Annotated in this window: 23 protein-coding genes; 5 read left to right on the top strand and 18 right to left on the bottom strand. The window is 66.3% G+C overall.

Going from position 1 to position 21,295, the window contains the following annotated elements; all coding sequences use genetic code 11:
- Positions 1 to 22: 22 nt before the first annotated feature.
- The 14 genes from MRB47_RS13745 to grpE all read right to left on the bottom strand — a co-directional run bounded on the left by MRB47_RS13745 (position 23) and on the right by grpE (position 14,500).
- Entirely contained in the window at positions 23 to 145 is a 123-nt protein-coding gene (locus tag MRB47_RS13745; RefSeq protein WP_011806351.1) for an entericidin A/B family lipoprotein, read from the bottom strand.
- A 13-nt stretch (positions 146 to 158) separates the two neighbouring features.
- Positions 159 to 1,580 (bottom strand): 3-isopropylmalate dehydratase large subunit, encoded by a 1,422-nt coding sequence (gene leuC, locus MRB47_RS13740; protein WP_011806350.1) that lies wholly within the window; start codon positions 1,578 to 1,580, stop codon positions 159 to 161.
- Positions 1,581 to 1,620: 40 nt separating this feature from the next.
- Positions 1,621 to 2,577, bottom strand: coding sequence for a LysR family transcriptional regulator (locus MRB47_RS13735; protein WP_047350751.1), 957 nt, complete (start codon positions 2,575 to 2,577; stop codon positions 1,621 to 1,623).
- Between the two features lie 187 nt (positions 2,578 to 2,764).
- Positions 2,765 to 4,129: an MBL fold metallo-hydrolase gene (locus MRB47_RS13730; protein WP_252100971.1), complete on the bottom strand. Its 1,365-nt coding sequence runs from the start codon at positions 4,127 to 4,129 to the stop codon at positions 2,765 to 2,767.
- Positions 4,130 to 4,173: 44 nt separating this feature from the next.
- Positions 4,174 to 5,334: a cytochrome P450 gene (locus tag MRB47_RS13725; RefSeq protein ID WP_047350750.1), complete on the bottom strand. Its 1,161-nt coding sequence runs from the start codon at positions 5,332 to 5,334 to the stop codon at positions 4,174 to 4,176.
- Positions 5,335 to 5,397: 63 nt separating this feature from the next.
- Complete coding sequence (gene ubiD / locus MRB47_RS13720; protein ID WP_252100970.1) at positions 5,398 to 6,882, bottom strand: 4-hydroxy-3-polyprenylbenzoate decarboxylase; 1,485 nt, start codon at positions 6,880 to 6,882, stop codon at positions 5,398 to 5,400.
- Between the two features lie 56 nt (positions 6,883 to 6,938).
- Positions 6,939 to 7,526, bottom strand: coding sequence for a UbiX family flavin prenyltransferase (locus tag MRB47_RS13715; RefSeq protein ID WP_011806345.1), 588 nt, complete (start codon positions 7,524 to 7,526; stop codon positions 6,939 to 6,941).
- Complete coding sequence (locus MRB47_RS13710) at positions 7,523 to 7,921, bottom strand: putative zinc-binding protein (protein WP_015913934.1); 399 nt, start codon at positions 7,919 to 7,921, stop codon at positions 7,523 to 7,525. Before MRB47_RS13710 ends, MRB47_RS13715 begins: the two co-directional genes overlap by 4 nt.
- Positions 7,918 to 8,436, bottom strand: coding sequence for an SCP2 domain-containing protein (locus tag MRB47_RS13705; RefSeq protein ID WP_135148583.1), 519 nt, complete (start codon positions 8,434 to 8,436; stop codon positions 7,918 to 7,920). The genes MRB47_RS13710 and MRB47_RS13705 overlap by 4 nt, the downstream gene beginning before the upstream one ends.
- A gap of 25 nt (positions 8,437 to 8,461) precedes the next feature.
- The gene (locus MRB47_RS13700; protein WP_252100969.1) at positions 8,462 to 9,364 is read right to left on the bottom strand and encodes a U32 family peptidase; all 903 of its coding nucleotides are present in this window, start codon (positions 9,362 to 9,364) and stop codon (positions 8,462 to 8,464) included.
- 108 nt (positions 9,365 to 9,472) lie between these two features.
- Positions 9,473 to 10,519, bottom strand: coding sequence for a peptidase U32 family protein (locus MRB47_RS13695; RefSeq protein ID WP_252100968.1), 1,047 nt, complete (start codon positions 10,517 to 10,519; stop codon positions 9,473 to 9,475).
- Between the two features lie 190 nt (positions 10,520 to 10,709).
- The gene (gene dnaJ, locus MRB47_RS13690; RefSeq protein ID WP_015913930.1) at positions 10,710 to 11,840 is read right to left on the bottom strand and encodes a molecular chaperone DnaJ; all 1,131 of its coding nucleotides are present in this window, start codon (positions 11,838 to 11,840) and stop codon (positions 10,710 to 10,712) included.
- Positions 11,841 to 11,935: 95 nt separating this feature from the next.
- The gene (gene dnaK / locus MRB47_RS13685; protein WP_252100967.1) at positions 11,936 to 13,876 is read right to left on the bottom strand and encodes a molecular chaperone DnaK; all 1,941 of its coding nucleotides are present in this window, start codon (positions 13,874 to 13,876) and stop codon (positions 11,936 to 11,938) included.
- Positions 13,877 to 13,963: 87 nt separating this feature from the next.
- On the bottom strand, positions 13,964 to 14,500 hold the full coding sequence (gene grpE / locus MRB47_RS13680; RefSeq protein ID WP_011806338.1) for a nucleotide exchange factor GrpE: 537 nt from the start codon (positions 14,498 to 14,500) through the stop codon (positions 13,964 to 13,966).
- Between the two features lie 246 nt (positions 14,501 to 14,746).
- On the opposite strand from grpE, the gene rpsF reads away from it, so the two are divergent.
- From rpsF to dnaB, 5 genes are all read left to right on the top strand, one after another.
- The gene (rpsF, locus tag MRB47_RS13675) at positions 14,747 to 15,124 is read left to right on the top strand and encodes a 30S ribosomal protein S6 (RefSeq protein WP_011806337.1); all 378 of its coding nucleotides are present in this window, start codon (positions 14,747 to 14,749) and stop codon (positions 15,122 to 15,124) included.
- 25 nt (positions 15,125 to 15,149) lie between these two features.
- Positions 15,150 to 15,440: a primosomal replication protein N gene (gene priB, locus MRB47_RS13670; RefSeq protein ID WP_011806336.1), complete on the top strand. Its 291-nt coding sequence runs from the start codon at positions 15,150 to 15,152 to the stop codon at positions 15,438 to 15,440.
- A gap of 18 nt (positions 15,441 to 15,458) precedes the next feature.
- Positions 15,459 to 15,740 (top strand): 30S ribosomal protein S18, encoded by a 282-nt coding sequence (gene rpsR / locus MRB47_RS13665; protein WP_011806335.1) that lies wholly within the window; start codon positions 15,459 to 15,461, stop codon positions 15,738 to 15,740.
- 14 nt (positions 15,741 to 15,754) lie between these two features.
- On the top strand, positions 15,755 to 16,207 hold the full coding sequence (rplI, locus tag MRB47_RS13660; RefSeq protein WP_011806334.1) for a 50S ribosomal protein L9: 453 nt from the start codon (positions 15,755 to 15,757) through the stop codon (positions 16,205 to 16,207).
- 181 nt (positions 16,208 to 16,388) lie between these two features.
- A complete protein-coding gene (gene dnaB / locus MRB47_RS13655) occupies positions 16,389 to 17,807 on the top strand; it encodes a replicative DNA helicase (protein WP_252100966.1) in 1,419 nt (472 codons plus the stop codon).
- Positions 17,808 to 17,878: 71 nt separating this feature from the next.
- Here dnaB and MRB47_RS13650 read toward each other — a convergent pair whose 3' ends face one another.
- From MRB47_RS13650 to MRB47_RS13635, 4 genes are all read right to left on the bottom strand, one after another.
- Positions 17,879 to 18,244: a hypothetical protein gene (locus tag MRB47_RS13650; protein ID WP_015913927.1), complete on the bottom strand. Its 366-nt coding sequence runs from the start codon at positions 18,242 to 18,244 to the stop codon at positions 17,879 to 17,881.
- Entirely contained in the window at positions 18,244 to 20,007 is a 1,764-nt protein-coding gene (locus MRB47_RS13645; RefSeq protein ID WP_015913926.1) for a PhoH family protein, read from the bottom strand. The genes MRB47_RS13650 and MRB47_RS13645 overlap by 1 nt, the downstream gene beginning before the upstream one ends.
- 155 nt (positions 20,008 to 20,162) lie before the next feature.
- Entirely contained in the window at positions 20,163 to 20,651 is a 489-nt protein-coding gene (locus MRB47_RS13640) for a peroxiredoxin (RefSeq protein ID WP_011806330.1), read from the bottom strand.
- 165 nt (positions 20,652 to 20,816) lie between these two features.
- Complete coding sequence (locus MRB47_RS13635; protein ID WP_252100965.1) at positions 20,817 to 21,191, bottom strand: Mth938-like domain-containing protein; 375 nt, start codon at positions 21,189 to 21,191, stop codon at positions 20,817 to 20,819.
- Positions 21,192 to 21,295: the final 104 nt, after the last annotated feature.

The following is a 21,295-nucleotide window of genomic DNA, read 5'->3' as shown; positions in this document are numbered from 1 at the left end:
TGGGATGGCGGTGTGGAGGGGCCTACTTGGCGGCGCGTTCGATGGCGCTGCCGGCGCGCTGCACGTCCTGGCCCATGCCCTTGACGGTGTTGCAGCCGGCCAGCACGAAGGCCAGCGCGAGCAGGGCGGCGAGAGACTTGTTCATGGTGGGAGGCTCCTTAAGCGAACTGGCGGATGTCCACGAAGTGGCCATGGATGGCGGCGGCCGCGGCCATGGCGGGGCTCACGAGGTGCGTGCGCCCGCCCGCGCCCTGGCGGCCTTCGAAGTTGCGGTTGGACGTGGAAGCGCAGCGCTCGCCGGGCTCCAGGCGGTCGGCATTCATGGCCAGGCACATGGAGCAACCGGGCTCGCGCCATTCAAAGCCCGCGGCCTTGAAAATCGCATCCAGCCCCTCGCGTTCGGCCTGTTCCTTCACCAGGCCCGAGCCAGGTACCACCATGGCCAGCTTGATGTTCTTGGCGACCTTCTGGCCGAGCTTCTTCACCACGGCGGCGGCTTCGCGCATGTCCTCGATGCGGCTGTTGGTGCACGAGCCGATGAACACCTTGTCCACGAAGATGTCATCCATCGGCTTGCCGGGCTGCAGACCCATGTAGGTCAGCGCACGCTCGATGGCGCCGCGCTTGGACGGGTCCTTCTCCTTGTCCGGGTCGGGCACCACGGCGTCGATGCCCAGCACCATCTCGGGGCTGGTGCCCCAGGTGACCTGCGGCACGATCTCGGCGGCGTTCAACTCCACCACCGCGTCGAACTTGGCGTCCGCGTCCGAGTGCAGCGTCTTCCAGTACGCCACGGCCTGGTCCCACTCCACGCCCGTGGGTGCGAGCGGGCGGCCCTTCACGTAGTTGATCGTCTTGTCGTCCACTGCCACCAGGCCCGCGCGCGCGCCGGCTTCGATGGCCATGTTGCACACGGTCATGCGGCCTTCCATGCTTAGGTCGCGGATGGCTTCACCGGCAAATTCAATCGTGTAACCCGTGCCGCCGGCGGTGCCGATCTTGCCGATGATGGCCAGCACGATGTCCTTGGCCGTGATGCCAGGGGCGACCTTGCCATTCACTTTGACCAGCATGTTCTTGGCCTTCTTGGCCAGCAGGGTCTGCGTGGCCATCACGTGCTCGACCTCGCTGGTGCCGATGCCGTGGGCCAGCGCGCCGAACGCGCCGTGGGTGCTGGTGTGGCTGTCGCCGCAGACCACGGTCATGCCCGGGAGGGTGGCGCCGTTCTCGGGGCCGATCACGTGCACGATGCCCTGGCGCTTGGACAGGAACGGGAAGAACGCCGCCGCACCGGACTCCTGGATGTTCTTGTCCAGCGTGACGATCTGCTCCTTGCTGATGGGGTCGGCAATGCCGTCGTAGCCGCGCTCCCAACCGGTGGTGGGAGTGTTGTGGTCGGCCGTGGCCACGATGGAGCTCACGCGCCAGACCTTGCGGCCCGCCTCGCGCAGACCCTCGAAGGCCTGCGGGCTGGTCACCTCATGCACCAGGTGGCGGTCGATGTAGAGCACGGCGGTGCCGTCCTCTTCCGTGTGGACGACGTGCTCGTCGAAGATCTTGTCGTACAGGGTGCGTCCCATGGCAGTCTCGTTTCTTGGGTTCAGTGGGGTGGTGAGAATTCTAGGTGGGGGTGTCGCCGTCCTCGGCGGGCGTCGCGGCAGGCGCGGGCGCCAGGTGTTCGACCAGCAGCCGTGCCGTGACGGGCAGGGCCTCGAAGTCGCGCGCCACCAGGCGCAGCGCGCGCCGGGCCCAGGGCTCGTCCAGCGGCACGGCGGCCAGTTGCCCCACGCCGCGCATCAGCGAAAACGCCCGGTCGGGCAGCAGGCCCACGCCCAGGCCGTTGTCGATCATGCGGCACATCGCGTCCAGGCTGGTGACCTGGATGCGCTGGCGCAGCGGGCGCGCGGCCTGCGCGGCGGCCTGGCGCATGGCCAGGCTGATGCTGCTGCCCGCGTGCAGCCCGACGATGTCCCAGTCCAGCACTTCCTCAAAGCGGATCGATGCGCGGGTCGACAGGGCGTGCGTCTGGGGCACGACCAGCACCAGCCGGTCGCTGCGGTAGGGGCGGCTTTGCAGGCCTTCGTGGGCGGCCGTGGCGGGTACGTTGCAGATCCCCAGATCCGCCGCGCCTTCGTGCACGGCCTGCAGCACGTCGGGCGAAAGGTGCTCCTGCAGATCGATCTTGATCTGGCTGTGTGCCTGGGCGAACGCGCCCAGGTCCTCGGGCAGGAACTGCACGATGGCCGAGATGTTGGCGTGCATGCGCACATGGCCGCGCACGCCGTCGGCGTACTCGGAAAGCTCACCCTGCATGCGCTCCAGTCCGAACAGCACGTTGCGCGCGTGGTGCAGCAGGCTTTCGCCGGCGGGGGTCAGCGTCACGCCGCGGCTGTGGCGGTACAGCAGGGCCGTGTCGACCGCAGCCTCCAGGTCGGACAGGCGCTTGCTCACCGCCGAGGCGGCGATGAACTCCCGCTCGGCCGCGCGGCCGATGCTGCCCAGTTCGCAGACGGCCACGAACAGTTGCAGCGAGGTGAGGTCAATGCGGCGCGCAAAGCTGCGCTCTGAGCTTTTCATCGGGGGGTGGAGCGACTTCTCGTTTGACGAGGTGATTCCCCTATTTTCCCCTGTATATCCGCCGGTTGTCATCGCGATACGCGATGGCTCACATGCCGCTGGATGGGGCATAGCGGCGGATTTGCTATGAAAAATATAGCATCCAGCGCTCATCAGATAAGCGCTGGAGGCTGTTCTGGCTCTTGTTTTAGAGCGTTACGCTGTCGCCATGCTCGGGAACCTCCACGGGCCAGCCCAGCGCGTGGTCGATGCGCTGGCGCAGCATGTCGGCCGCAGCCATCTCCCCATGCACCACGTAAACCTGCCGGGGTGTGGAGGGCATGGAGCGCAGCCAGGCCACCAATTGGTCGCCATCGGCGTGGGCCGAGGCCGTGGCCAATTGCACCACCTCGGCACGGATGGCCACGTCGCGCCCGTGGATGCGGATGGTTTTTTCGCCCGCGGCGATGCGGGCGCCGCGCGTGCCGCCCGCCTGGTGCCCGGTGAGGATGATCATGTTGCGATGGTCGCCCGCGTGCAGCGCCAAATGGTGCAGCACGCGCCCGCCGGTGGCCATGCCGCTGGCCGACAGGATCACGCGCGGCCCGTGCAGGCGGGCCAGCGCCTTGGACTCGTCCACGCTGTGCACCAGCGTCGTGCCGCGCGCCATGGCGTGCAGTTCGGAGCGGTTGATCCGGGTCTCGCTCAGGTGGTTCTGGAACAGCTCCGTGGCGCTCACGGCCATGGGGCTGTCCAGGTACACGCGCAGTCCGGAAGGCACTTCGCCGCGGGCCTTCAACTGGGCGATGGCGTACATCACCGTCTGCGCGCGCCCCACGGCGAATACCGGCACCACCGCCACGCCGCCACGCGCGGCCAAGCGTGCCAGCGCGGGCCCCAGCTCGTCCAGCACCGTGCCGGGCGGGTGGCTGCGGTCGCCGTAGGTGGACTCGATGAGCACGGTGTCGGCCGCGGGCGGGGCGTCGGGCGCATGCATCAGCAGGTCGTCCGGGCGGCCCAGGTCGCCCGAGAACAGGATGCGCCGCCCTCCCACCTCCAGCAGCACGCTGGCCGCACCCATGATGTGGCCTGCATTCTGGAAGGTGGCGCGCCAGCCGCGCATGGGCTCGAAGGTCTGGTGCGTGGGCTGCACTTGCAGCAGCGACAGGCAGTGCTGCGCGTCCAGGCGCGTGTACAGCGGCAGGGCGGGTTCGTGCTTGCTGAGCTTGTGCCGGTTGAGGAAAGCCGCGTCTTCTTCCTGCAGATGGCCGCTGTCGGGCAGCAGGATGGCGCATAGATCGCGCGTGCCGGCCGTGCAGAACACCGGCCCGCCAAAGCCGTCCTTGGCCAGCAGCGGCAGGTAGCCTGAGTGGTCCAGGTGGGCATGGGTGAGCAGCACGGCGTCAATGTCCTGCGGCGCCACCGGCAGCGGGTTCCAGTTGCGCAGGCGCAGCGGCTTGTAGCCCTGGAACAGGCCGCAGTCCACGAGCAGCGCCTGGCCGCCGTGGCGTACGAGGTATTTGGAGCCGGTGACGGTGCCGGCCCCGCCGAGGAAAGTGATGCTGACGGACATGGAATGGCTTTGTGAAGTGACGACCGTCAGCGTAGCAGGCGGCGCTACGCGGGTGTTTGATGCAAACGCACCCGCAACGCGGCGTAGCCGGCGTCCGGGGCTGTGGCCCGCGTAGGCGCATGGCCTGCGGGCAGTGCGATGGCGCTGGTGCGCGCCAGCAACTCCTCCATCAGCACCCGCAGTTCCAGCCGCGCCAGCGGCGCGCCGGGGCAGACGTGGATGCCTGCGCCATACAGCAGGTTGAGCGCGGGATCGCGGTCCATGCGGAACTCATCCGGGTCGCCGAACACGCGCGGGTCGCGGTTGGCAGCGATCCAGTGGATGGACAGGCGCTCGCCCATCGGCACGGGGCAGCCGCCCAGCGTCACGTCGCGGGTGGTGATGCGGCGGTTGGCCACGAGCGGGCCGTCGATGCGCAGCACCTCGTCGATGGCCGTGGGCAAGAGGCCGGGCTGCGCGCGCAGGCGTTGCTGCCAGTCGGGGTGGCTCGCCAGCCAGTGCAGCAGGATGCCGATGGAGGCGGCAATCGTGCCGACCTCGCCCACCGTCCAGTTGCGCAGCACGCTGGCAAGCTCGCGCAGGTCCAGCAGACGGCCCTCCACACGGGTGTGCATCAGTTCGCTGGTGATGTCCTGCGTGGGCGGCGCCTCCAGGCGGGCCTGGCGCACGCGCCCGACCAGGTCTTCGAACTCCTGCGCCACGGCCGAGGTCTGCGTGCGGTCGCCCGAGCGGGTGGCGGCCTGGCTGCGGCGCAGCCAGCCGAGCAGCTCGTCTTGCAGCAGCGTGGGCCAGCCGAGGAACGCGGACTGCACGCGTACCGCGAAGGGCAGGGCGAACTCGTGGGTGATCTCCAGCTCGCCGCCCAGGGCCAGGGCCTCCTGCACCGTGGCGGCCGACAGCGCGCGACACACGGGCTCGAAGTGCGCCATGCGCTCGGGGGCGAAGAACGGGTCAAGCGCGCGGCGGTACTGCGTGTGCAGGGGCTGGTCGTAGCCGTTGGGCACGGCCGGGTGGGCCGACACCGCGCTGCTGAAGGTGGCGTGATCCTGCAGCACCTGCATGACCTCGGCGTGGCGCAGCACGGACCAGTGCTGCGCGTCGCTGTGCGCCAGCGGGCAGCGCTCGCGCAGCTGGTCGTAGGCGGCGCGCTGGTCGCGCAGGACTTCGGGGGCTTGCGGGTCCCAGCGGGGCGGTGTCGTGGTCATGGGGGTCTCCTTGGAAGGCTTCCTGCGGCTTCGCCCACCCGGCGAGGCGATCGCAGACGGGTTCTACAGTCCCAGCGCGTCGGCCAGCGCGTTCATGCGCTGGCTCACGCCGGCATCCATAGCCATGGGACGGCCCCATTCGCGCTGGGTCTCCCCGGGCCATTTGTTGGTGGCGTCCAGTCCCATCTTGCTGCCCAGGCCTGCCACGGGTGAAGCGAAGTCCAGGTAGTCGATGGGCGTGTGCTCGATCAACAGGGTGTCGCGCGCCGGGTCCATGCGTGTGGTCAGGGCCCAGATGACTTCCTTCCAGTCGCGCGCGTCCACGTCTTCGTCCACCACCACGATGAACTTGGTGTAGAGGAACTGGCGCAGGTGGCTCCACACGCCCATCATCACGCGCCGCGCGTGGCCCGCATAGGCCTTGCGGATGCGCACCACGGCCATGCGATAGCTGCAGGCCTCGGGCGGCAGGTAGAAGTCGATGATCTCCGGGAAGGCGCGCTGCAGCAGCGGCACGAACAGTTCGTTCAGCGCCAGGCCCAGCATGGCCGGCTCGTCGGGCGGCTTGCCCGTGTAGGTGCTGTGGTACAGGGCGTCCTGGCGCTGCGTGATGCGCTCGACGGTGAACACGGGGAACTCGGCGCACTCGTTGTAGTAGCCAGTGTGGTCGCCGTAGGGGCCTTCCAGCGCGTGCTGCCAGCCGCTCTTGTGGTTGGCATCGGGATGGATGTGGCCTTCCAGCACGATCTCGGCGCTGGCCGGTACCGACAGCGGCACGCCTAAAGCGGGCGCCACTTCGGTGCGCGCGCCGCGCAGCAACCCGGCGAACTGGTATTCCGACAGCGTGTCGGGCACAGGCGTGACGGCGCCCAGGATGGTGGCCGGGTCGGCCCCGATGGCCACGGCCACCGGGTAGGGCTGGCCGGGGTTGAGCCGGCAGTGGTCGGCAAAGTCCAGCGCACCGCCGCGGTGCGACAGCCAGCGCATGATGAGCTGGTTCTTGCCCAGCAGCTGCTGGCGGTATATCCCTAAGTTCTGGCGTGCCTTGCGCGGCCCGCGCGTGATGGTGAGGCCCCAGGTGACCAATGGCGCCACGTCGCCAGGCCAGCAGTGCTGGATGGGCAGGCGGGTCAGGTCGACGTCGCTGCCCTCCCACACCACCTCCTGGCAGGGCGGGCGGCGCACGGTGGCCGGGGCCATGCTCCACAGCGTCTTGAGCAGATCGCGCTTGCCCCACAGGTCCTTCATGCCGCGCGGCGGCTCGGGCTCCTTGAGCTGTGCCAGCACCTCGCCGAAGGCGCGGATCTCCGGCAGCCCCGCCACGCCCAGTGCGCGGGCCACGCGCCCGGGCGCGCCGAACAGGTTGGCGAGCACCGGCATGGCATGGCCCGTGGGGTGCTCGAACAGCAATGCGGGGCCGCCCGCGCGCAGTACGCGATCGGCCAGCGCGGTCATTTCCAGGTGAGGGGATACGGGCTCGGCAATGCGGCGCAATTCGCCCGCGGCCTCCAGCTGGGCCATGAAGTCGCGCAGGTCGCGGTAATGCATTCTTTGAATGAAATCAGGCTCCAGCGCTTATCCAGCAAGCGCTAGCAGCTATTGTTTCAGGAGTCCAACGGCAGGCCCTGCCATTGCGGCGCCAGGGCGTGCTCCAGCCCCAGCAGGTCCAGCACGCGGGCCACGCTGTGGTCCACGATCTCGCCCACGCTGGTGGGGCGCTGGTAGAACGCGGGCATGGGCGGGCACACGATGCCGCCCATCTCGGTCACCGTCGCCATGTTGCGCAGGTGCACCAGGTGCAGAGGGGATTCGCGCACCATCAGCACCAGGCGGCGCCGCTCCTTGAGCACCACGTCGGCCGCGCGCGTGAGCAGGTTGTCCGCCAGGCCGTGGGCCACGGCCGCCAGCGTGCGCATGGAGCAGGGCGCCACCACCATGCCGTGCGCGGCGAACGAGCCGCTGGCAATGCTGGCGCCCACGTTGGCGAGGTCGTGCACCACGTCCGCCAGCGCCTCGACGCTGGCGCGGTCCATGTCCAGCTCGTGGCGCAGGTTGCGCCAGCCGGCGTCGGAGACGACCAGGTGCGATTCCACGTTGGGCATGTCTTGCAGCGCCTGCAGCAGGCGTGCGCCATACACGGCGCCGCTGGCGCCCGAGATGCCCACGATCACGCGGCGGGGCGGCTGGCTCATGCGGCGGCCTTGGAGCGCAGGGGATGGTCGTGCAGGTCGGCCTGGATGCGCGCCAGCACCTGGGCGGCCTCGGCCGGGTCGAAATCCTGGTGGTTGCGCTTCTTCACGCCGTATTCATGCAACTGGAAGTGGCGTGCCGGCGTAATGCCGTGGCGCGCCAGGCTGCTTTTCACGCACACCAGGGGGCAGCCGTCGAGCGCGATGATGGGACGGCCCGAGCGCGCCAGCTTGACCAGCTTGGGCACGTCGCCCCCTACGCCAGCGATGCACGACATCTCCGCCACGCCCTCACGATCCAGCCGCACGGCGACATGGTTGGCCAGCTGCGCGGCGCTGGAGCAGCCGGAGCAGGAATAGACCAGCGGGTGGACATCGCAAGGGGCAGGTTCCGTCACGAACGACCTCCAAAGAAGGGCGGAAGAGGCGGCAATTGTCGCGCAAGCTGCGGGGCCCAGCGCGAGAGCACGGCGCGCGGCGCCCAGTGGCGCGGGTCGAGCACGGGCAGGTCGATGGCGTCCAGCGCGTTCTTGACCACCAGGCCCAGCTCGGTGTCGCCCTCCATCACCAGGCGGCGGTTGAAGAACAGCGTGTCCGGGTCCTGGCGGCGTTGCGCCAGCAGCACGAAGTCCTGCGCATTGGCGCTGATCGCGAGGTCCGGGTTGGCCTGCGGCGCGCTGGGCGCAAAGCGCTGGCCGTTCCAGGTGAAGTCGAAGGCCACGCGCGCGTCGCGCACGCGGATGGACAGGCGCTTGTCCTTGAGCAGGTCCTTCACGTCCTGCGGCAGGTGGCGCGACAGGGCCAGGTTGATGGCCGTAACCAGCAGGACCGAGCCCGGATAGGCGGGCAGACGCGAGAGCACGGCGCCCACGGGGCGCGGCAGGGTGAACGGTGCGGGTGGGGTAGCGGTCATGGCTTGAAGGAGTAAGTGCGGTGGCTCAGGATGTCACGGCGGGCTGCACCAGATCCAGCCCGGGCTTGCCGTGCCAGTAACCGTTGCAGGGGGCCTCGGGCATCAGGGGGCGCATGCGGTCAAGGGCACCTGCATCGGGTTGGGGCGCCTTGCGGGCCGCGTCGAAGGCGGCGATGACCTCTGCCATGTGCTGCGATTGGGGGGACAGGCGCAGCAGTTCCACGCCCAGCGCGCGCAGCGCAGGTACGTCCTGGATGAGGTTGTGCACGCGCGCCGACTGGGTCTGGATGCCGTTGAGCACCAGGAAGCCCTCGCCTTCGCGGGTGGCCAGCAGCTGGCCGTCCGGGTGCTCGATGCAGCGAAAACCGCAGTCGTCCTTGGGCAGGTTGTAGTGGCGTGCCGTGAAGCAGCGCGCCGAGAACGCCAAGGGCATGCGGCCGTAGGCGAAGACTTCGGTCTCCAGCCCCGCGGGTTTGTGCTGCTGCAGCACGGCCAGGTCGGCCTGGCGCATCTCCAATGGCATGACCCAGCGGCTGGCGCCCAGGCCGACCATCCAGTTCAGCGAATCGGCATTGAACAGGTTGAGCTGGGGGCCGGCGACGAAGGCGCGCTTGCCTGCGAGCTGGTGCACGGCGCCCATGTCGTTCGCCTCGATGAGGAATTCCTCGTCCTGGGCGATCTTGTGCATGGCGGATACGTCGGAGGTGGACTCCAGCAGCACCATGGTGGAGAGCACCGGCTGCTTGCCGGCGTCGCGCAGCATGCGAGCGATGTCGATCCAGTCGCTCTGGCGCAGCTCGCGGCGGCGCGAGCACACGGCTTCGCCAAGGTAGACGACGTCCACCGGCGTCTCGGCCATGGCCTGGTAAAAATCAAAAACGGTATCGCGCGGCCAGTAGTACTGCAGCGGGCCCAGGGCTAGTTTCATCTTGATGCTCTCAGTTCTTCAGGGGGCCAAGCGCAGTCCCCGCCGCATAAATCGGCGTGACCCAGGCCAAGGCTGCCGGGCAACGGCACAGGGGGTGTTCTTCGCACTTCATTTCCAGGGGCGGTGGTAGGCGCCCAGCGTGTGCTGCTGGCCCTCGGCCACCTGGTCCAGGCTGGCCATCCAGGCGGTCTTGGGGCTGTACAGGTGGCCTTGCGCCATGCAGTGGTCGATGGCTTCGCGCCAGACCTTGGTCACCTGGGCCACGTACGCGGGGCTGCGCTGACGGCCCTCGATCTTGAAGGCACGCACGCCCATCTTCACAAGCTTGGGCAGCAGTTCCAGCGTGTTGAGGCTGGTGGGTTCCTCCAGCGCGTAGTAGTTGCTCTCGTCGCCCACGTCGAAGCGGCCCTTGCAGAGCGTGGGGTAGCCGGCGTTCTCGCCGTTGCCGTAGCGATCGATGAGCACGCCATTCAGGCGCGACTCCAGGCCCTGGGGCGTCTCCTGCCAGCGCACGAACTTCGCGGGTGAGCACACGCCGTGCGTGTTGGGCGATTCACCCGTGGCATAAGACGACAGCGCGCAGCGCCCTTCGACCATCACGCACAGGCTGCCGAAGGCGAACACCTCGATCTCCACCGGCGTGCGGTCGATCACCTGGCGCACCTGCTCCAGCGAGAGCACGCGCGGCAGCACGGCGCGCTGGATGCCGAACTGCTGGTGGTAGAAGTTGATGGCGTCGTGGTTGGTGGCCGATCCCTGCACCGACAGGTGCAGCCGCAGCTGCGGATGGTGGCGCATGGCGTATTGCATGAGGCCGGGATCGGCCATGATCACGGCGTCGATCCCCCAGGCGGCCGCGCGGTCCAGGGCGGCGCGCCAGGGGGCGGGGTTGGCGGCCTGCGGGTAGGTGTTGAGTGCCAGCAGCACCTTGCGCCCGCGCGCATGTGCGTAGGCAATGCCGTTCTGGATGGCCGCCTCATCGAAATTCAGACCCGCGAAATTGCGTGCATTCGTCGCGTCGCGCAGGCCGAGGTAGACGCAGTCGGCTCCGCCGTCAACGGCCGCCTTGAGTGCAGGCAGGCTGCCGGCGGGGCAGACCAGTTCGGGTGCGGAAGGGATGTCGGGGGAAGTCGGTTGGCGGGCTGGGTCGGTCACGGGGGCGCTCTTTCGGCTGGCTTGTGCGCGGATCGTCTGATCCTGCGCAGGCTGCGTACCTTAGGTCGCGGTGAATACCCATAACCTGATTTTTGTCAACGATGGGCCGGTCGTTCCTGAATAAACAGATCGGGATTGACCAAAGTCCAGGCAAAAAAAGGCCCGCTGTCCGCGGGCCTTGTCCAGGGGGTCAGCTGAAGAAGCTCTTGAGCCGGTCGGTCCAGCTCTCGGTGGACGGCGAATGCTTGGCACCGCCCTTTTTGAGCGACTCGTCCAGTTCCTTGAGCAGCTTGCGCTGGTGCTCGGTGAGCTTGACCGGGGTTTCCACGATGATGTGGCAGTACAGATCGCCGGGGTAGCTGGCGCGCACCCCCTTGATGCCCTTGCCCCGCAGGCGAAACTGTTTGCCGGCCTGTGTGCCTTCGGGGATATCGATGGCCGCCTTGCCCTGCAGCGTGGGCACCTCGATCTCTCCACCCAGCGCCGCGGTGATGAAGCTCACCGGAACCTGGCAGTGCAGATCGTCGCCGTCGCGCTCGAAGATGTCGTGCTTCCTGATGCGGATCTCGATGTACAGATCGCCCGGCGGCCCGCCATTGGTGCCCGGTTCCCCGTTGCCGGTGGAGCGGATGCGCATGCCGTCGTCGATGCCGGCGGGTATCTTCACCTCCAGCGTCTTTTGTTTCTTGACCCGGCCCTGGCCGTGGCAGGCCGTGCAGGGCTCGGGAATGATCTTGCCCGTGCCGCGGCAGTGGGGGCAGGTCTGCTGCACGCTGAAGAAACCCTGGCGCATCTGCACCGTGCCAGAGCCCTGGCAGGTGCCGCAGGTCTTGGCGCTGGTGCCGGGTTTGGCGCCGCTGCCGTGGCAGGTCTCGCAGCTTTCCCAACTGGGAATGCGGATCTGCGCTTCCTTGCCCTTGGCAGCCTCTTCGAGCGTGACGTCCATGGCGTAGGACAGGTCGTTGCCGCGGTACACCTGCCGGCCGCCGCGCCCGCGCGCGCCGCCGAACATGTCGCCGAAGATGTCTCCGAAGGCTTCGGCAAAGCCACCAAAGCCCTCGGCGCCACCCATGCCGCCACGCATGTTGGGGTCTACGCCCGCGTGGCCGTACTGGTCGTAGGCGGCGCGTTTCTGTGCGTCGGACAGGATCTCGTAGGCCTCCTTGGCCTCCTTGAATTTCTCCTCGGCGGGCTTGGCAGCGTCACCCTGGTTGCGGTCAGGGTGGTACTTCATGGCGAGCTTGCGATAGGCTTTCTTGAGCTCGTCGTCCGAGGCGTTCTTGGGAACGCCAAGGACCTCGTAAAAATCTCTCTTGGACATGGGCAATCTTCAGGCCGGTTGGGAGCACGAACGCCGCGCGAACCCCGGCTGGCGGGGCCCGACGCGGCGGCTAGGCACGGGATGCGCTGGCGCGATCAGCCCTTCTTGACTTCCTTGACCTCGGCATCCACCACGTTGTCGTCCTGCGCGGCGGCGCCGGCGGAGCCACTGGCGGCAGCTTGCGCACCGGCAGCCTCGGCCCCTTGAGCGGCCTGCGCATCGCCGTACATCTTCTCGCCGAGCTTCTGGCTGGCAGCCATCAGTGCGGTGGTCTTCTCGTCGATGGCGGCCTTGTCCTCGGTCTTGAGGGCAGCTTCCAGGTCCTTCACGGCGGCCTCGATCTTTTCCTTCTCACCGGCGTCCAGCTTGTCGCCGTGCTCGGACAGGCTCTTGTTCACCGTGTGCACGGCGGCCTCACCCTGGTTGCGGGCCTGCACCAGCTCCAGCTTCTTCTTGTCGTCGGCGGCGTTGAGCTCGGCGTCCTTCACCATCTTCTGGATCTCGTCCTCGGACAGGCCGGAGTTGGCCTTGATGGTGATCTTGTTCTCCTTGCCCGTGCCCTTGTCCTTGGCGCCCACGTGCAGGATGCCGTTGGCGTCGATGTCAAAGGTCACTTCGATCTGGGGCGTGCCGCGCGACGCCGGGGGAATGCCTTCCAGGTTGAACTCGCCCAGCAGCTTGTTGGCGCTGGCAATCTCGCGCTCGCCCTGGAACACCTTGATCGTCACGGCGGGCTGGTTGTCCTCGGCCGTCGAGAAGGTCTGCGCGAACTTCGTCGGGATCGTGGTGTTCTTCGTGATCATCTTGGTCATCACGCCGCCCAGGGTCTCGATGCCCAGCGACAGCGGCGTCACGTCCAGCAGCAGCACGTCCTTGCGGTCGCCCGACAGCACCTGGCCCTGGATGGCTGCGCCCACGGCCACGGCTTCGTCGGGGTTCACGTCCTTGCGGGGTTCCTTGCCGAAGAATTCCTTGACCTTTTCCTGCACCTTGGGCATGCGGGTCATGCCGCCGACCAGGATCACGTCGTCGATGTCGGACACGGAGATGCCGGCGTCCTTGATGGCCGTGCGGCAGGGCGCGATGGTGCGCTCGATCAGCTCGTCCACCAGCGATTCCAGCTTGGCGCGGGTCAGCTTGATGTTCAGGTGCTTGGGACCCGAGGCATCGGCCGTGATGTAGGGCAGGTTGATGTCGGTCTGCGAGGAGTTCGACAGCTCGATCTTGGCCTTCTCGGCGGCTTCCTTCAGGCGCTGCAAGGCCAGCACGTCCTTGGACAGGTCCACGCCCTGTTCCTTTTTGAACTCGCCGATGATGTAGTCGATGATGCGCTGGTCGAAGTCCTCGCCGCCCAGGAAAGTGTCGCCGTTGGTGGACAGCACTTCGAACTGCTTTTCGCCATCGACGTCGGCGATCTCGATGATGGACACGTCGAACGTGCCGCCACCCAGGTCATACACGGCGATCTTGCGGTCGCCCTTGTCCTGCTTGTCCAGGCCGAAAGCCAGCGCGGCGGCGGTAGGCTCATTGATGATGCGCTTCACATCCAGGCCCGCGATACGGCCGGCGTCCTTGGTGGCCTGGCGCTGGGCGTCGTTGAAGTACGCGGGAACCGTGATCACGGCCTCGGTCACCGGCTCGCCCAAGAAGTCCTCCGCGGTCTTCTTCATCTTGCGCAGCACTTCCGCGGAGATCTGCGGGGGGGCCAGCTTCTGGCCGCGCACTTCCACCCAGGCATCGCCGTTGTCGGCGCGGGTGATGGTGAAGGGCATCAGGTCGATGTCCTTCTGCACTTCCTTTTCCTCGAACTTGCGGCCGATCAGGCGCTTGGCGGCGTAGATCGTGTTCTTGGGGTTGGTCACGGCCTGGCGCTTGGCCGAGGCGCCGACCAGAATCTCACCGTCTTCCTGGTACGCGATGATGGACGGCGTGGTGCGCGCGCCTTCGCTGTTCTCGATCACGCGCGTGTTGTTGCCTTCCATGATGGCCACGCAGCTGTTGGTGGTGCCCAGGTCAATACCGATGATTTTTCCCATGTTTTTCTCCGTGATGTCTGAAATGGCTGGATAGCCAGTAACTTGTGGATAACTTGCCCGTCTTCAAGCGGCGGTGCTGAGATTTATTTACTTGGGCGCGGCCACCGTGACCAGCGCAGGGCGCAGGACGCGGTCAAAGATCAGATAGCCCTTTTGCAGCACGCTCACGACGGTGTTGGCTTCCTGGTCGGCGGGCACCATGCTGATGGCCTGGTGCTGGTGCGGGTCGAACTTGGTGCCGGCCTCGGGGTTCACGATGACCACCTTGTTGCGCTCCAGCGCCGACATCAGCTGGCGCAGGGTGGCGTCCGACCCCTCGCGCAGTTGCTCGGCCGTGGCGTTCTCGATGGCCAGGGCGGCGTCCAGGCTGTCGCAGACAGGCAGCAGGCTTTCGGCGAAGCTCTCGATGCCGAACTTGCGGGCCTTGGCTACCTCATCCTCCGCACGCCGTCGGGCGTTCTCGGCCTCGGCCTTGGCGCGCAAAAATTGATCGGCCAGGTCGGCGCTCTTGGCTTTGAGTTCGGCCAGTTCGCCCTGCAGGCGGTTCAGTTCGTCGGCGGCATTGGCGGACATCGCCGCTTCAATCTCTTCAGGAGAGGGAGGGGGATTCTGGTTCTCGGACATGTCGACTCGGGTTGAATTGGAATGTGGAATGCTTGTGCGCGCCAGTTAGGGGCGCATCCGCGGTTTTCAAGCGCGAATGGTGCAAATGGCGTTCTTTGCGTGCAACGCGGGGGCTTTGGCGTGCCGCGTGCAGGAGTGTGGACGGTGCGCAGTGTACAAGGTGAGCGCGCGTTGCTATAATCTCGCGCTTTGCCTTGCCACACCGCTACACGACGCGGCGGGTGGTGTCATCCAAAAGGAGTTTGCATGCGTCACTACGAAATCATTTTGTTGATCCATCCGGATCAGAGCGAACAGGTTCCGGCCATGCTGGAGCGCTACAAGGGCATGATCGTTGCCGGCGGCGGCCAGGTGCACCGTGTGGAAGATTGGGGTCGCCGTCAACTGGCTTACCTGATCAACAAGCTGGCCAAGGCCCACTACCTGTGCCTGAACATCGAAGCCGACCAGGCTGTGATGGCCGAACTCGAGCACGCCTTCAAGTTCAACGACGCCGTGCTGCGTCACCTGACGGTGCAGAAGAAGAAGGCCGAAACGGGCGCGTCCTCCATGATGAAGACCGTCGAGCGCGAAGAAGCACGCAAGGCCAGCCAGGCCGAGTTTGCCGCTTCGAACGAGCGCTGATCGACCAGCCTGTCAGCCAGGAGGTGTGAACAACCATTGGGTCCTGACAGCCTGTATCGCCGAGGTCCAGCCTCTGCGCTACACGCCCGCCGGCCTGCCGGCGCTGGATATACGACTCGAGCACGAGTCGCTCCAGCGGGAAGCCGGGGCGGATCGGCAGGTCAAGGCCAGCGTGAAAGCCCTCGCATTTGGCGCTCTTGCGGAGCGCCTGGCCCGGCAAGCGCTGGGAAGCGTCTGGAGGTTCCAGGGCTTCTTGGCCACGGGGCGCGGCGGCAAGGGATTGGTGTTCCACATCCAGGATATTCAACAAGATTAATTTTCAAGAGGTCCGAAAATGGCCACGTTCAAGAAATTCAACAAGGACAAGCGCCCGAAGCGCAACACCCAGTCGCTGCTGTTCAAGCGCAAGCGCTTCTGCCGCTTCACGGTCGCAGGCGTCGAAGAAATCGACTACAAGGATGTCGACACCCTGCGTGACTTCATCGCCGAGAACGGCAAGATCATCCCCGCGCGCCTGACCGGCACGCGCGCGATCTACCAGCGCCAGCTCAACACCGCCATCAAGCGCGCCCGCTTCCTGGCCCTGTTGCCCTACAGCGACCAGCACAAGATCTAAGGAGCACGATTACCATGCAAATCATCCTGCTCGACAAGGTCGTGAACCTCGGTAACCTCGGCGAGATCGTCAAGGTCAAGGACGGTTACGCCCGCAACTTCCTGATCCCCACGGGTCGCGCCCGCCGCGCCACCGAAGCCGCCAAGGCCGAGTTCGAGGCCAAGCGCGCCGAACTTGAAAAGGCCGCCGCCGAGAAGCTGGCTGCCGCCCAGGCACAAGGCGAAAAGCTGGCCGGCACCACCGTCAAGCTGACGCAGAAGGCTGGCGTGGACGGCCGTCTGTTTGGCTCCGTGACCAACCATGACATCGCCGAAGAGCTGAACAAGCAAGGCTACAACGTGGTGAAGTCGCAAGTCCGCCTGCCCAACGGCCCGATCAAGGTCGTGGGCGACAACACCGTCACGGTGGCCCTGCACACCGACGTGGCCGTTGAAGTCACCGTGTCCGTCTACGGCGAAACGGCCTGATCGGTTCACACCCTGGCTCTGCCATACAAAGCCGCCCTTGGGCGGCTTTTGTTTTTTCACCCGCACCTGTGCACCTGCTGCCCACTGCCTTTGCACGCCTTATCCACAGAGTTGTGCAATGACGGGCGTGGCACCGCCCGCTAGCATCGTCTGCTTGCCCTCCTGAAAGCCCCTGAGTCCCATGTCTGCCGTTGTGCCCACCCTTCCTGACAGTTATGTCGTCCCATCGCTGGATCGCGAGGTGGCCCAGTTGCGCGTTCCGCCCCATTCCATCGAGGCAGAGTCCAGCGTGCTGGGCGGCCTGTTGCTGGACAACATGGCGTGGGACCGCGTGGGTGACCTGCTGGTGGATGGCGATTTCTACCGCCACGAGCACCAGCAGATCTACGCCGCCATCGGCGCGCTGATCAACGCCAGCAAGCCCGCGGACGTGATCACGGTCTACGAGCATCTGCAGGGCATGGGCAAGGCCGAGGAGATCGGCGGGCTGGCCTATCTGAACAGCCTGGCGCAGTACGTGCCCAGCGCCAGCAACATCCGCCGCTACGCAGAGATCGTGCGCGAGCGCGCCATCCTGCGCAAGCTGGTGACCGCCAGCGACGACATCGCCACCAACGCCTTCAATCCCCAGGGCCGGCCGGTGGAGCGCATCCTGGACGAGGCTGAGCAGAAGATCTTCGCCATCGGCGAAGAGGGCTCGCGGATGAAGCAGGGCTTCCAGTCGCTCGACTCGCTCGTGATCGACCTGCTGGACCGCGTACAGGAGATGGCCGACAACCCCATGGACGTGACCGGCGTGCCCACGGGCTTCGCCGACCTGGACCGCATGACCAGCGGTCTGCAGGCAGGCGACTTGGTGGTGCTCGCGGCACGCCCCTCCATGGGCAAGACCTCGTTCGCCGTGAACATTGCCGAGCATGTGGCGCTCAACGAGGGCCTGCCGGTGGCCATCTTCTCGATGGAAATGGGCGCCGCCCAGCTGGCGGTGCGTATCGTGGGCTCGATCGGGCGCGTGAATCAGGGCAACCTGCGCACCGGCAAGCTCAGCGACGAGGAGTGGCCGCGCCTGACCGAAGCCATCGAGCGGCTGCGCACCGTGAGCCTGCACATCGACGAAACGCCGGGCCTGACCCCATCCGAGCTGCGCGCCAACGCGCGCCGCCTGGCGCGCCAGTGCGGCAAGCTCGGCCTGATCGTGGTCGACTATCTGCAGCTCATGAGCGGCTCGGGCAGCAACAGCTCCGACAACCGCGCCACCGAGCTGGGCGAGATCTCGCGGGGCCTGAAGATGCTGGCCAAGGAGCTGCAGTGCCCGGTGATCGCACTGTCGCAGCTCAACCGTTCGGTGGAGCAGCGCACCGACAAGCGTCCCATGATGAGCGATCTGCGGGAATCCGGCGCCATCGAACAGGACGCGGACATCATCATGTTCATCTACCGCGACGACTACTACAACAAGGAGTCCAAGGAGCCGAACATTGCCGAAGTCATCATCGGCAAGCAGCGTAACGGCCCCACGGGCACGGTGAAGCTGTTCTTCCAGAAGAACCAGACGCGCTTTGAGAACCTGGCGGTGGGCGCAGGTGACGATTACTATTAAGAGTCAAAAATGGCTCTAGCGCTTACTGGGTAAGCGCTAGCAGCTATTTATTTAGTAGTGATTGAGCGGTCTCAACGCGACAGTGCCCAGGCGAGCAGCGCCAGCGTGCATACGCCGAGCCCGCAGACGGCGAGCAGCAGGTGCAGGCTGCGCCGGCGCAACCCATCGACGGCGCGCACCAGTTGGGCGTTCTGCTCGGCCAGCGATTCGATCAGCGCGGCGGACGCGCGCTGGTCTTCCTCCAACTGGGCCATCCGCGCTTGCAGTACTGCCAGTTGATCGGGCGTGCTGTCGATCCGCTGCGCGGGCGCCTCGGGCGGCGGCGCCTTGCGCGTGTTGCTGATGAGTTTGCGCGCGGCCTGCATGATCTGGGGCGTGGCCTCGATCACGTCGCCCCAGGGCACAAGCTTCAGCGCGGACATCCAGCCCACGGCCATCAGAGCACCTCGCTGGCGAAGTCGGCCAGGCGCGAGCGCTCGCCGCGCGCGAGCAGGATGTGCCCGCTGTGCGGCCAGCCCTTGAACCGGTCCACCGCATAGGTCAGGCCGGAGGAGCCTTCCGTGAGGTAGGGCGTGTCGATCTGTGCCAGGTTGCCCATGCAGATGATTTTGGTGCCGGGGCCCGCGCGGGTGACCAGCGTCTTCATCTGCTTGGGCGTCAGATTCTGCGCCTCGTCGATGATGACGTACTTGTTCAGAAAGGTACGCCCGCGCATGAAGTTCATGCTCTTGATCTTGATGCGGCTGCGGATCAGCTCGTTGGTGGCCGCGCGACCCCACTCGCCAGCATTGCCCCCGTCGCCCTTGGCAAGAAATTCCAGGTTGTCGTCCAGCGCGCCCATCCAGGGGCCCATCTTTTCTTCCTCCGTACCGGGCAGGAAGCCGATGTCCTCGCCCACGCTCACCGTGGCGCGGGTCATGATGATCTCGGTATAGCGGCGCTCGTCCAGCACCTGGGTCAGGCCCGCGGCCAGCGCCATCAGCGTTTTGCCGGTGCCGGCCGTGCCGGTCAGCGTCACGAAGTCCACGTCGGGGTCCATGAGCAGGTTCATGGCGAAGTTCTGCTCGCGGTTGCGGGTGTTCACACCCCAGACCGTATTCTTGGACGAGCCGTAGTCCTTGAGCGTCTCCAGCACCGCCGTCTTGTCCCGGATCTCGGTCACGCGCGCATACAGGCTGGGCTCGCCCGGCGCCTCGAAATACACAAACTGGTTGATCATCAGCTGCGCCACCACGGGGCCGCTGATGCGGTAGTACATGTGCACGCCGCTCTGCCAGCTTTCGACGTTCTTGCCGGCCTTGGTCCAGAAGTCCGTCGGCAGTGCAAGGCTGCCCGAATAGAGCAGGTCGCCGTCTTCCAGCGTCTTGTCGTTCTGGTAATCCTCCGCGACCAGGCCCAGGGCGCGCGCCTTCACGCGCATGTTGATGTCCTTGGACACCAGCACCACCTCGCGCGGCGCATGCAGCTTGCGCAGCGCTTCCACCACGCCCAGGATCTGGTTGTCGGCCTTGCCCTGCGGCAGGCTGGAGGGCAACTGGTAGTTCAGCGGGGCAGTCTGGAAATACAGGCAACCGCCGGCGGCGCGCTGGCCCGTGGAATCCAGGCGCAGGCCCAAGGCCATGTCGGCGCTGCCATGGGCTGCCGCCAGCGCATCCAGCGTGCGGCTGGCCTGGCGGCCATTGCGGGCCACCTCGGTCATGCCCTTCTTGTGGCCGTCGAGTTCCTCCAGCACGATCATTGGCAGGAAGATGTCGTGTTCTTCGAAGCGGAACAGGCTCGTGGGATCGTGCAGCAGCACGTTGGTGTCGAGCACGAACATCTTCTTCGGCCCGGCAGCACGCTTCTTGCGAGGTGCAGCGTCCGGTGCGGCGCGCGGTGCGGCAGCCGGGGGCACTGCGGTGACGGCGGGCCTCATGCGCACTGCGCCCTCATCCGCAGGGCGTGCGCGCGAATGGGCGGGTGCAGCAGATACCCCTGCTTTGGTCGAGCGGCCTGCACCGGATGGGATGGCGGTATCAGGTGCGGCGGCTTTCTTGGCGGCGCTGGTCTTGGTGGCCGCGCGCTTGCGAGTGGGAGCGGCCGCTGTAGCGGGCGGGGCCGCGGAAGCCTCCGCGGCCTCGTCATCCTCGAAAACCGTCATGCGATAGGCGTCTGGTTTGAGCAGGGCGGCGCGCTGGGTCGGGGCGGGGGGCAGGGGCATTGCAGGGAGCCTTGAGGAAAGTAACGTTCAAAAAGCACAAAGCCGCCTAGGAGACCGAGGCGGCTTTGGATTGCGGGGAGCGTGTTGCGTTTCTCAGCAGCATTGACCCATTATGCATGCTCCCCGTGACGGCCCACGGTAGAGCCGTCAGGTGTTCAGGCGGCTTTCTTGACAGGGGCTTTGATCGCCTTCACGGCCTTCAATACCTCGTCCACATGGCCGGGTACCTTCAGGCCGCGCCATTCCTGCACCAGAATGCCTTCGGGATTGACGAGGAAGGTGCTGCGCTCGATGCCCTTGACCTTCTTGCCGTACATGATTTTGTTCTTCACTACGCCGAACATGTGGCACATCTTCTCTTCGGTGTCCGCGATCAGCTCGAAGGGCAGCTCCAGCTTTTCCTTGAAGTCGTCATGCGACTTCATGTTGTCGCGCGACACGCCGAAGACCACGGCACCGGCCTTCTCGAAATCCTTGAACTTGTCGCGGAACTGCATGGCCTCGGTGGTGCAGCCCGGGGTGTTGTCCTTCGGGTAGAAATACAGAATCAGAATCTGGCCCTGGTGCGAGACGTTGGAAACCTTGATTCCGCCAGTCGCGTTGGCTTCAAATTCAGGAAGGGGTTTGTTGACAACGATCGCCATGGCACTTCTATCTCTCACGAATTAGTCGAAGAAAAGCCGGGGGAGTGGGGGTGTACTCTTTTTTGGGTGGTGCCCCCGACCGCAACAGGCTATTTTACCCCGAAACCCCCTCCAGGAGAAACGGCCGCCCTGGCACCCGGATACGGCGACAGGGGAAATCTGCCGTTACTCGGTTTCCAACAGCAGGGCCGCGACCACGTTGCGCCCTTCGCCCGCCAGGACGTTGTAGGTCCGGCAGGCGGCCTGGGTGTCCATGGTTTCCAGGCCGATGCGCCGCGCCATCAGTGGCTGCAACCAGGCGGGCGGTGGAAAGCGGTTGCGCAGGCCGCTGCCGAAGATCACCACCTCGGCGTCCAGTTCGGCGAGTTGCGCGAAGTGCGCGGCAGTCAGGTCCTCGAAGCGGCGGCAGTCCCAGGCGATGCGCTGGCCGCGCGCACCGATGATGACGCTCTCGGTCACCCGATCGGCGTCCACGCCGATCCAGTCCGGCCCGTAGGCGGTGATGGACTGGGTATCGGGGCGTTCGGGCTGGAGTTTCATGGGCGTTGCGGAGGCTGCCCGCACCCTGCGCGGTTGTGGGGCGGCCGGGGCCGTGGGTGGAACTGTGGTCAAATTATAGGTTTCACCGAGGCGCCTTGCGCCCG

Origin of the sequence: Diaphorobacter sp. LI3 (genome assembly GCF_022807955.1) — a bacterium.
Taxonomy (GTDB): domain Bacteria; phylum Pseudomonadota; class Gammaproteobacteria; order Burkholderiales; family Burkholderiaceae_C; genus Diaphorobacter; species Diaphorobacter nitroreducens.
Note: the sequence above shows the minus strand (reverse complement) of the source record. Positions and strands in the feature narration are given on the sequence as shown.

Bases quoted from the DNA above. Each gene is read 5' to 3' on its own strand.
- MRB47_RS13745 (WP_011806351.1), bottom strand. From the start codon at position 145: ATGAACAAGTCTCTCGCCGCCCTGCTCGCGCTGGCCTTCGTGCTGGCC.
- leuC (WP_011806350.1), bottom strand. From the start codon at position 1,580: ATGGGACGCACCCTGTACGACAAGATCTTCGACGAGCACGTCGTCCAC.
- MRB47_RS13735 (WP_047350751.1), bottom strand. From the start codon at position 2,577: ATGAAAAGCTCAGAGCGCAGCTTTGCGCGCCGCATTGACCTCACCTCG.
- MRB47_RS13730 (WP_252100971.1), bottom strand. From the start codon at position 4,129: ATGTCCGTCAGCATCACTTTCCTCGGCGGGGCCGGCACCGTCACCGGC.
- MRB47_RS13725 (WP_047350750.1), bottom strand. From the start codon at position 5,334: ATGACCACGACACCGCCCCGCTGGGACCCGCAAGCCCCCGAAGTCCTG.
- ubiD (WP_252100970.1), bottom strand. From the start codon at position 6,882: ATGCATTACCGCGACCTGCGCGACTTCATGGCCCAGCTGGAGGCCGCG.
- MRB47_RS13715 (WP_011806345.1), bottom strand. From the start codon at position 7,526: ATGAGCCAGCCGCCCCGCCGCGTGATCGTGGGCATCTCGGGCGCCAGC.
- MRB47_RS13705 (WP_135148583.1), bottom strand. From the start codon at position 8,436: ATGACCGCTACCCCACCCGCACCGTTCACCCTGCCGCGCCCCGTGGGC.
- MRB47_RS13700 (WP_252100969.1), bottom strand. From the start codon at position 9,364: ATGAAACTAGCCCTGGGCCCGCTGCAGTACTACTGGCCGCGCGATACC.
- dnaJ (WP_015913930.1), bottom strand. From the start codon at position 11,840: ATGTCCAAGAGAGATTTTTACGAGGTCCTTGGCGTTCCCAAGAACGCC.
- dnaK (WP_252100967.1), bottom strand. From the start codon at position 13,876: ATGGGAAAAATCATCGGTATTGACCTGGGCACCACCAACAGCTGCGTG.
- grpE (WP_011806338.1), bottom strand. From the start codon at position 14,500: ATGTCCGAGAACCAGAATCCCCCTCCCTCTCCTGAAGAGATTGAAGCG.
- rpsF (WP_011806337.1), top strand. From the start codon at position 14,747: ATGCGTCACTACGAAATCATTTTGTTGATCCATCCGGATCAGAGCGAA.
- rpsR (WP_011806335.1), top strand. From the start codon at position 15,459: ATGGCCACGTTCAAGAAATTCAACAAGGACAAGCGCCCGAAGCGCAAC.
- rplI (WP_011806334.1), top strand. From the start codon at position 15,755: ATGCAAATCATCCTGCTCGACAAGGTCGTGAACCTCGGTAACCTCGGC.
- dnaB (WP_252100966.1), top strand. From the start codon at position 16,389: ATGTCTGCCGTTGTGCCCACCCTTCCTGACAGTTATGTCGTCCCATCG.
- MRB47_RS13650 (WP_015913927.1), bottom strand. From the start codon at position 18,244: ATGGCCGTGGGCTGGATGTCCGCGCTGAAGCTTGTGCCCTGGGGCGAC.
- MRB47_RS13645 (WP_015913926.1), bottom strand. From the start codon at position 20,007: ATGCCCCTGCCCCCCGCCCCGACCCAGCGCGCCGCCCTGCTCAAACCA.
- MRB47_RS13640 (WP_011806330.1), bottom strand. From the start codon at position 20,651: ATGGCGATCGTTGTCAACAAACCCCTTCCTGAATTTGAAGCCAACGCG.
- MRB47_RS13635 (WP_252100965.1), bottom strand. From the start codon at position 21,191: ATGAAACTCCAGCCCGAACGCCCCGATACCCAGTCCATCACCGCCTAC.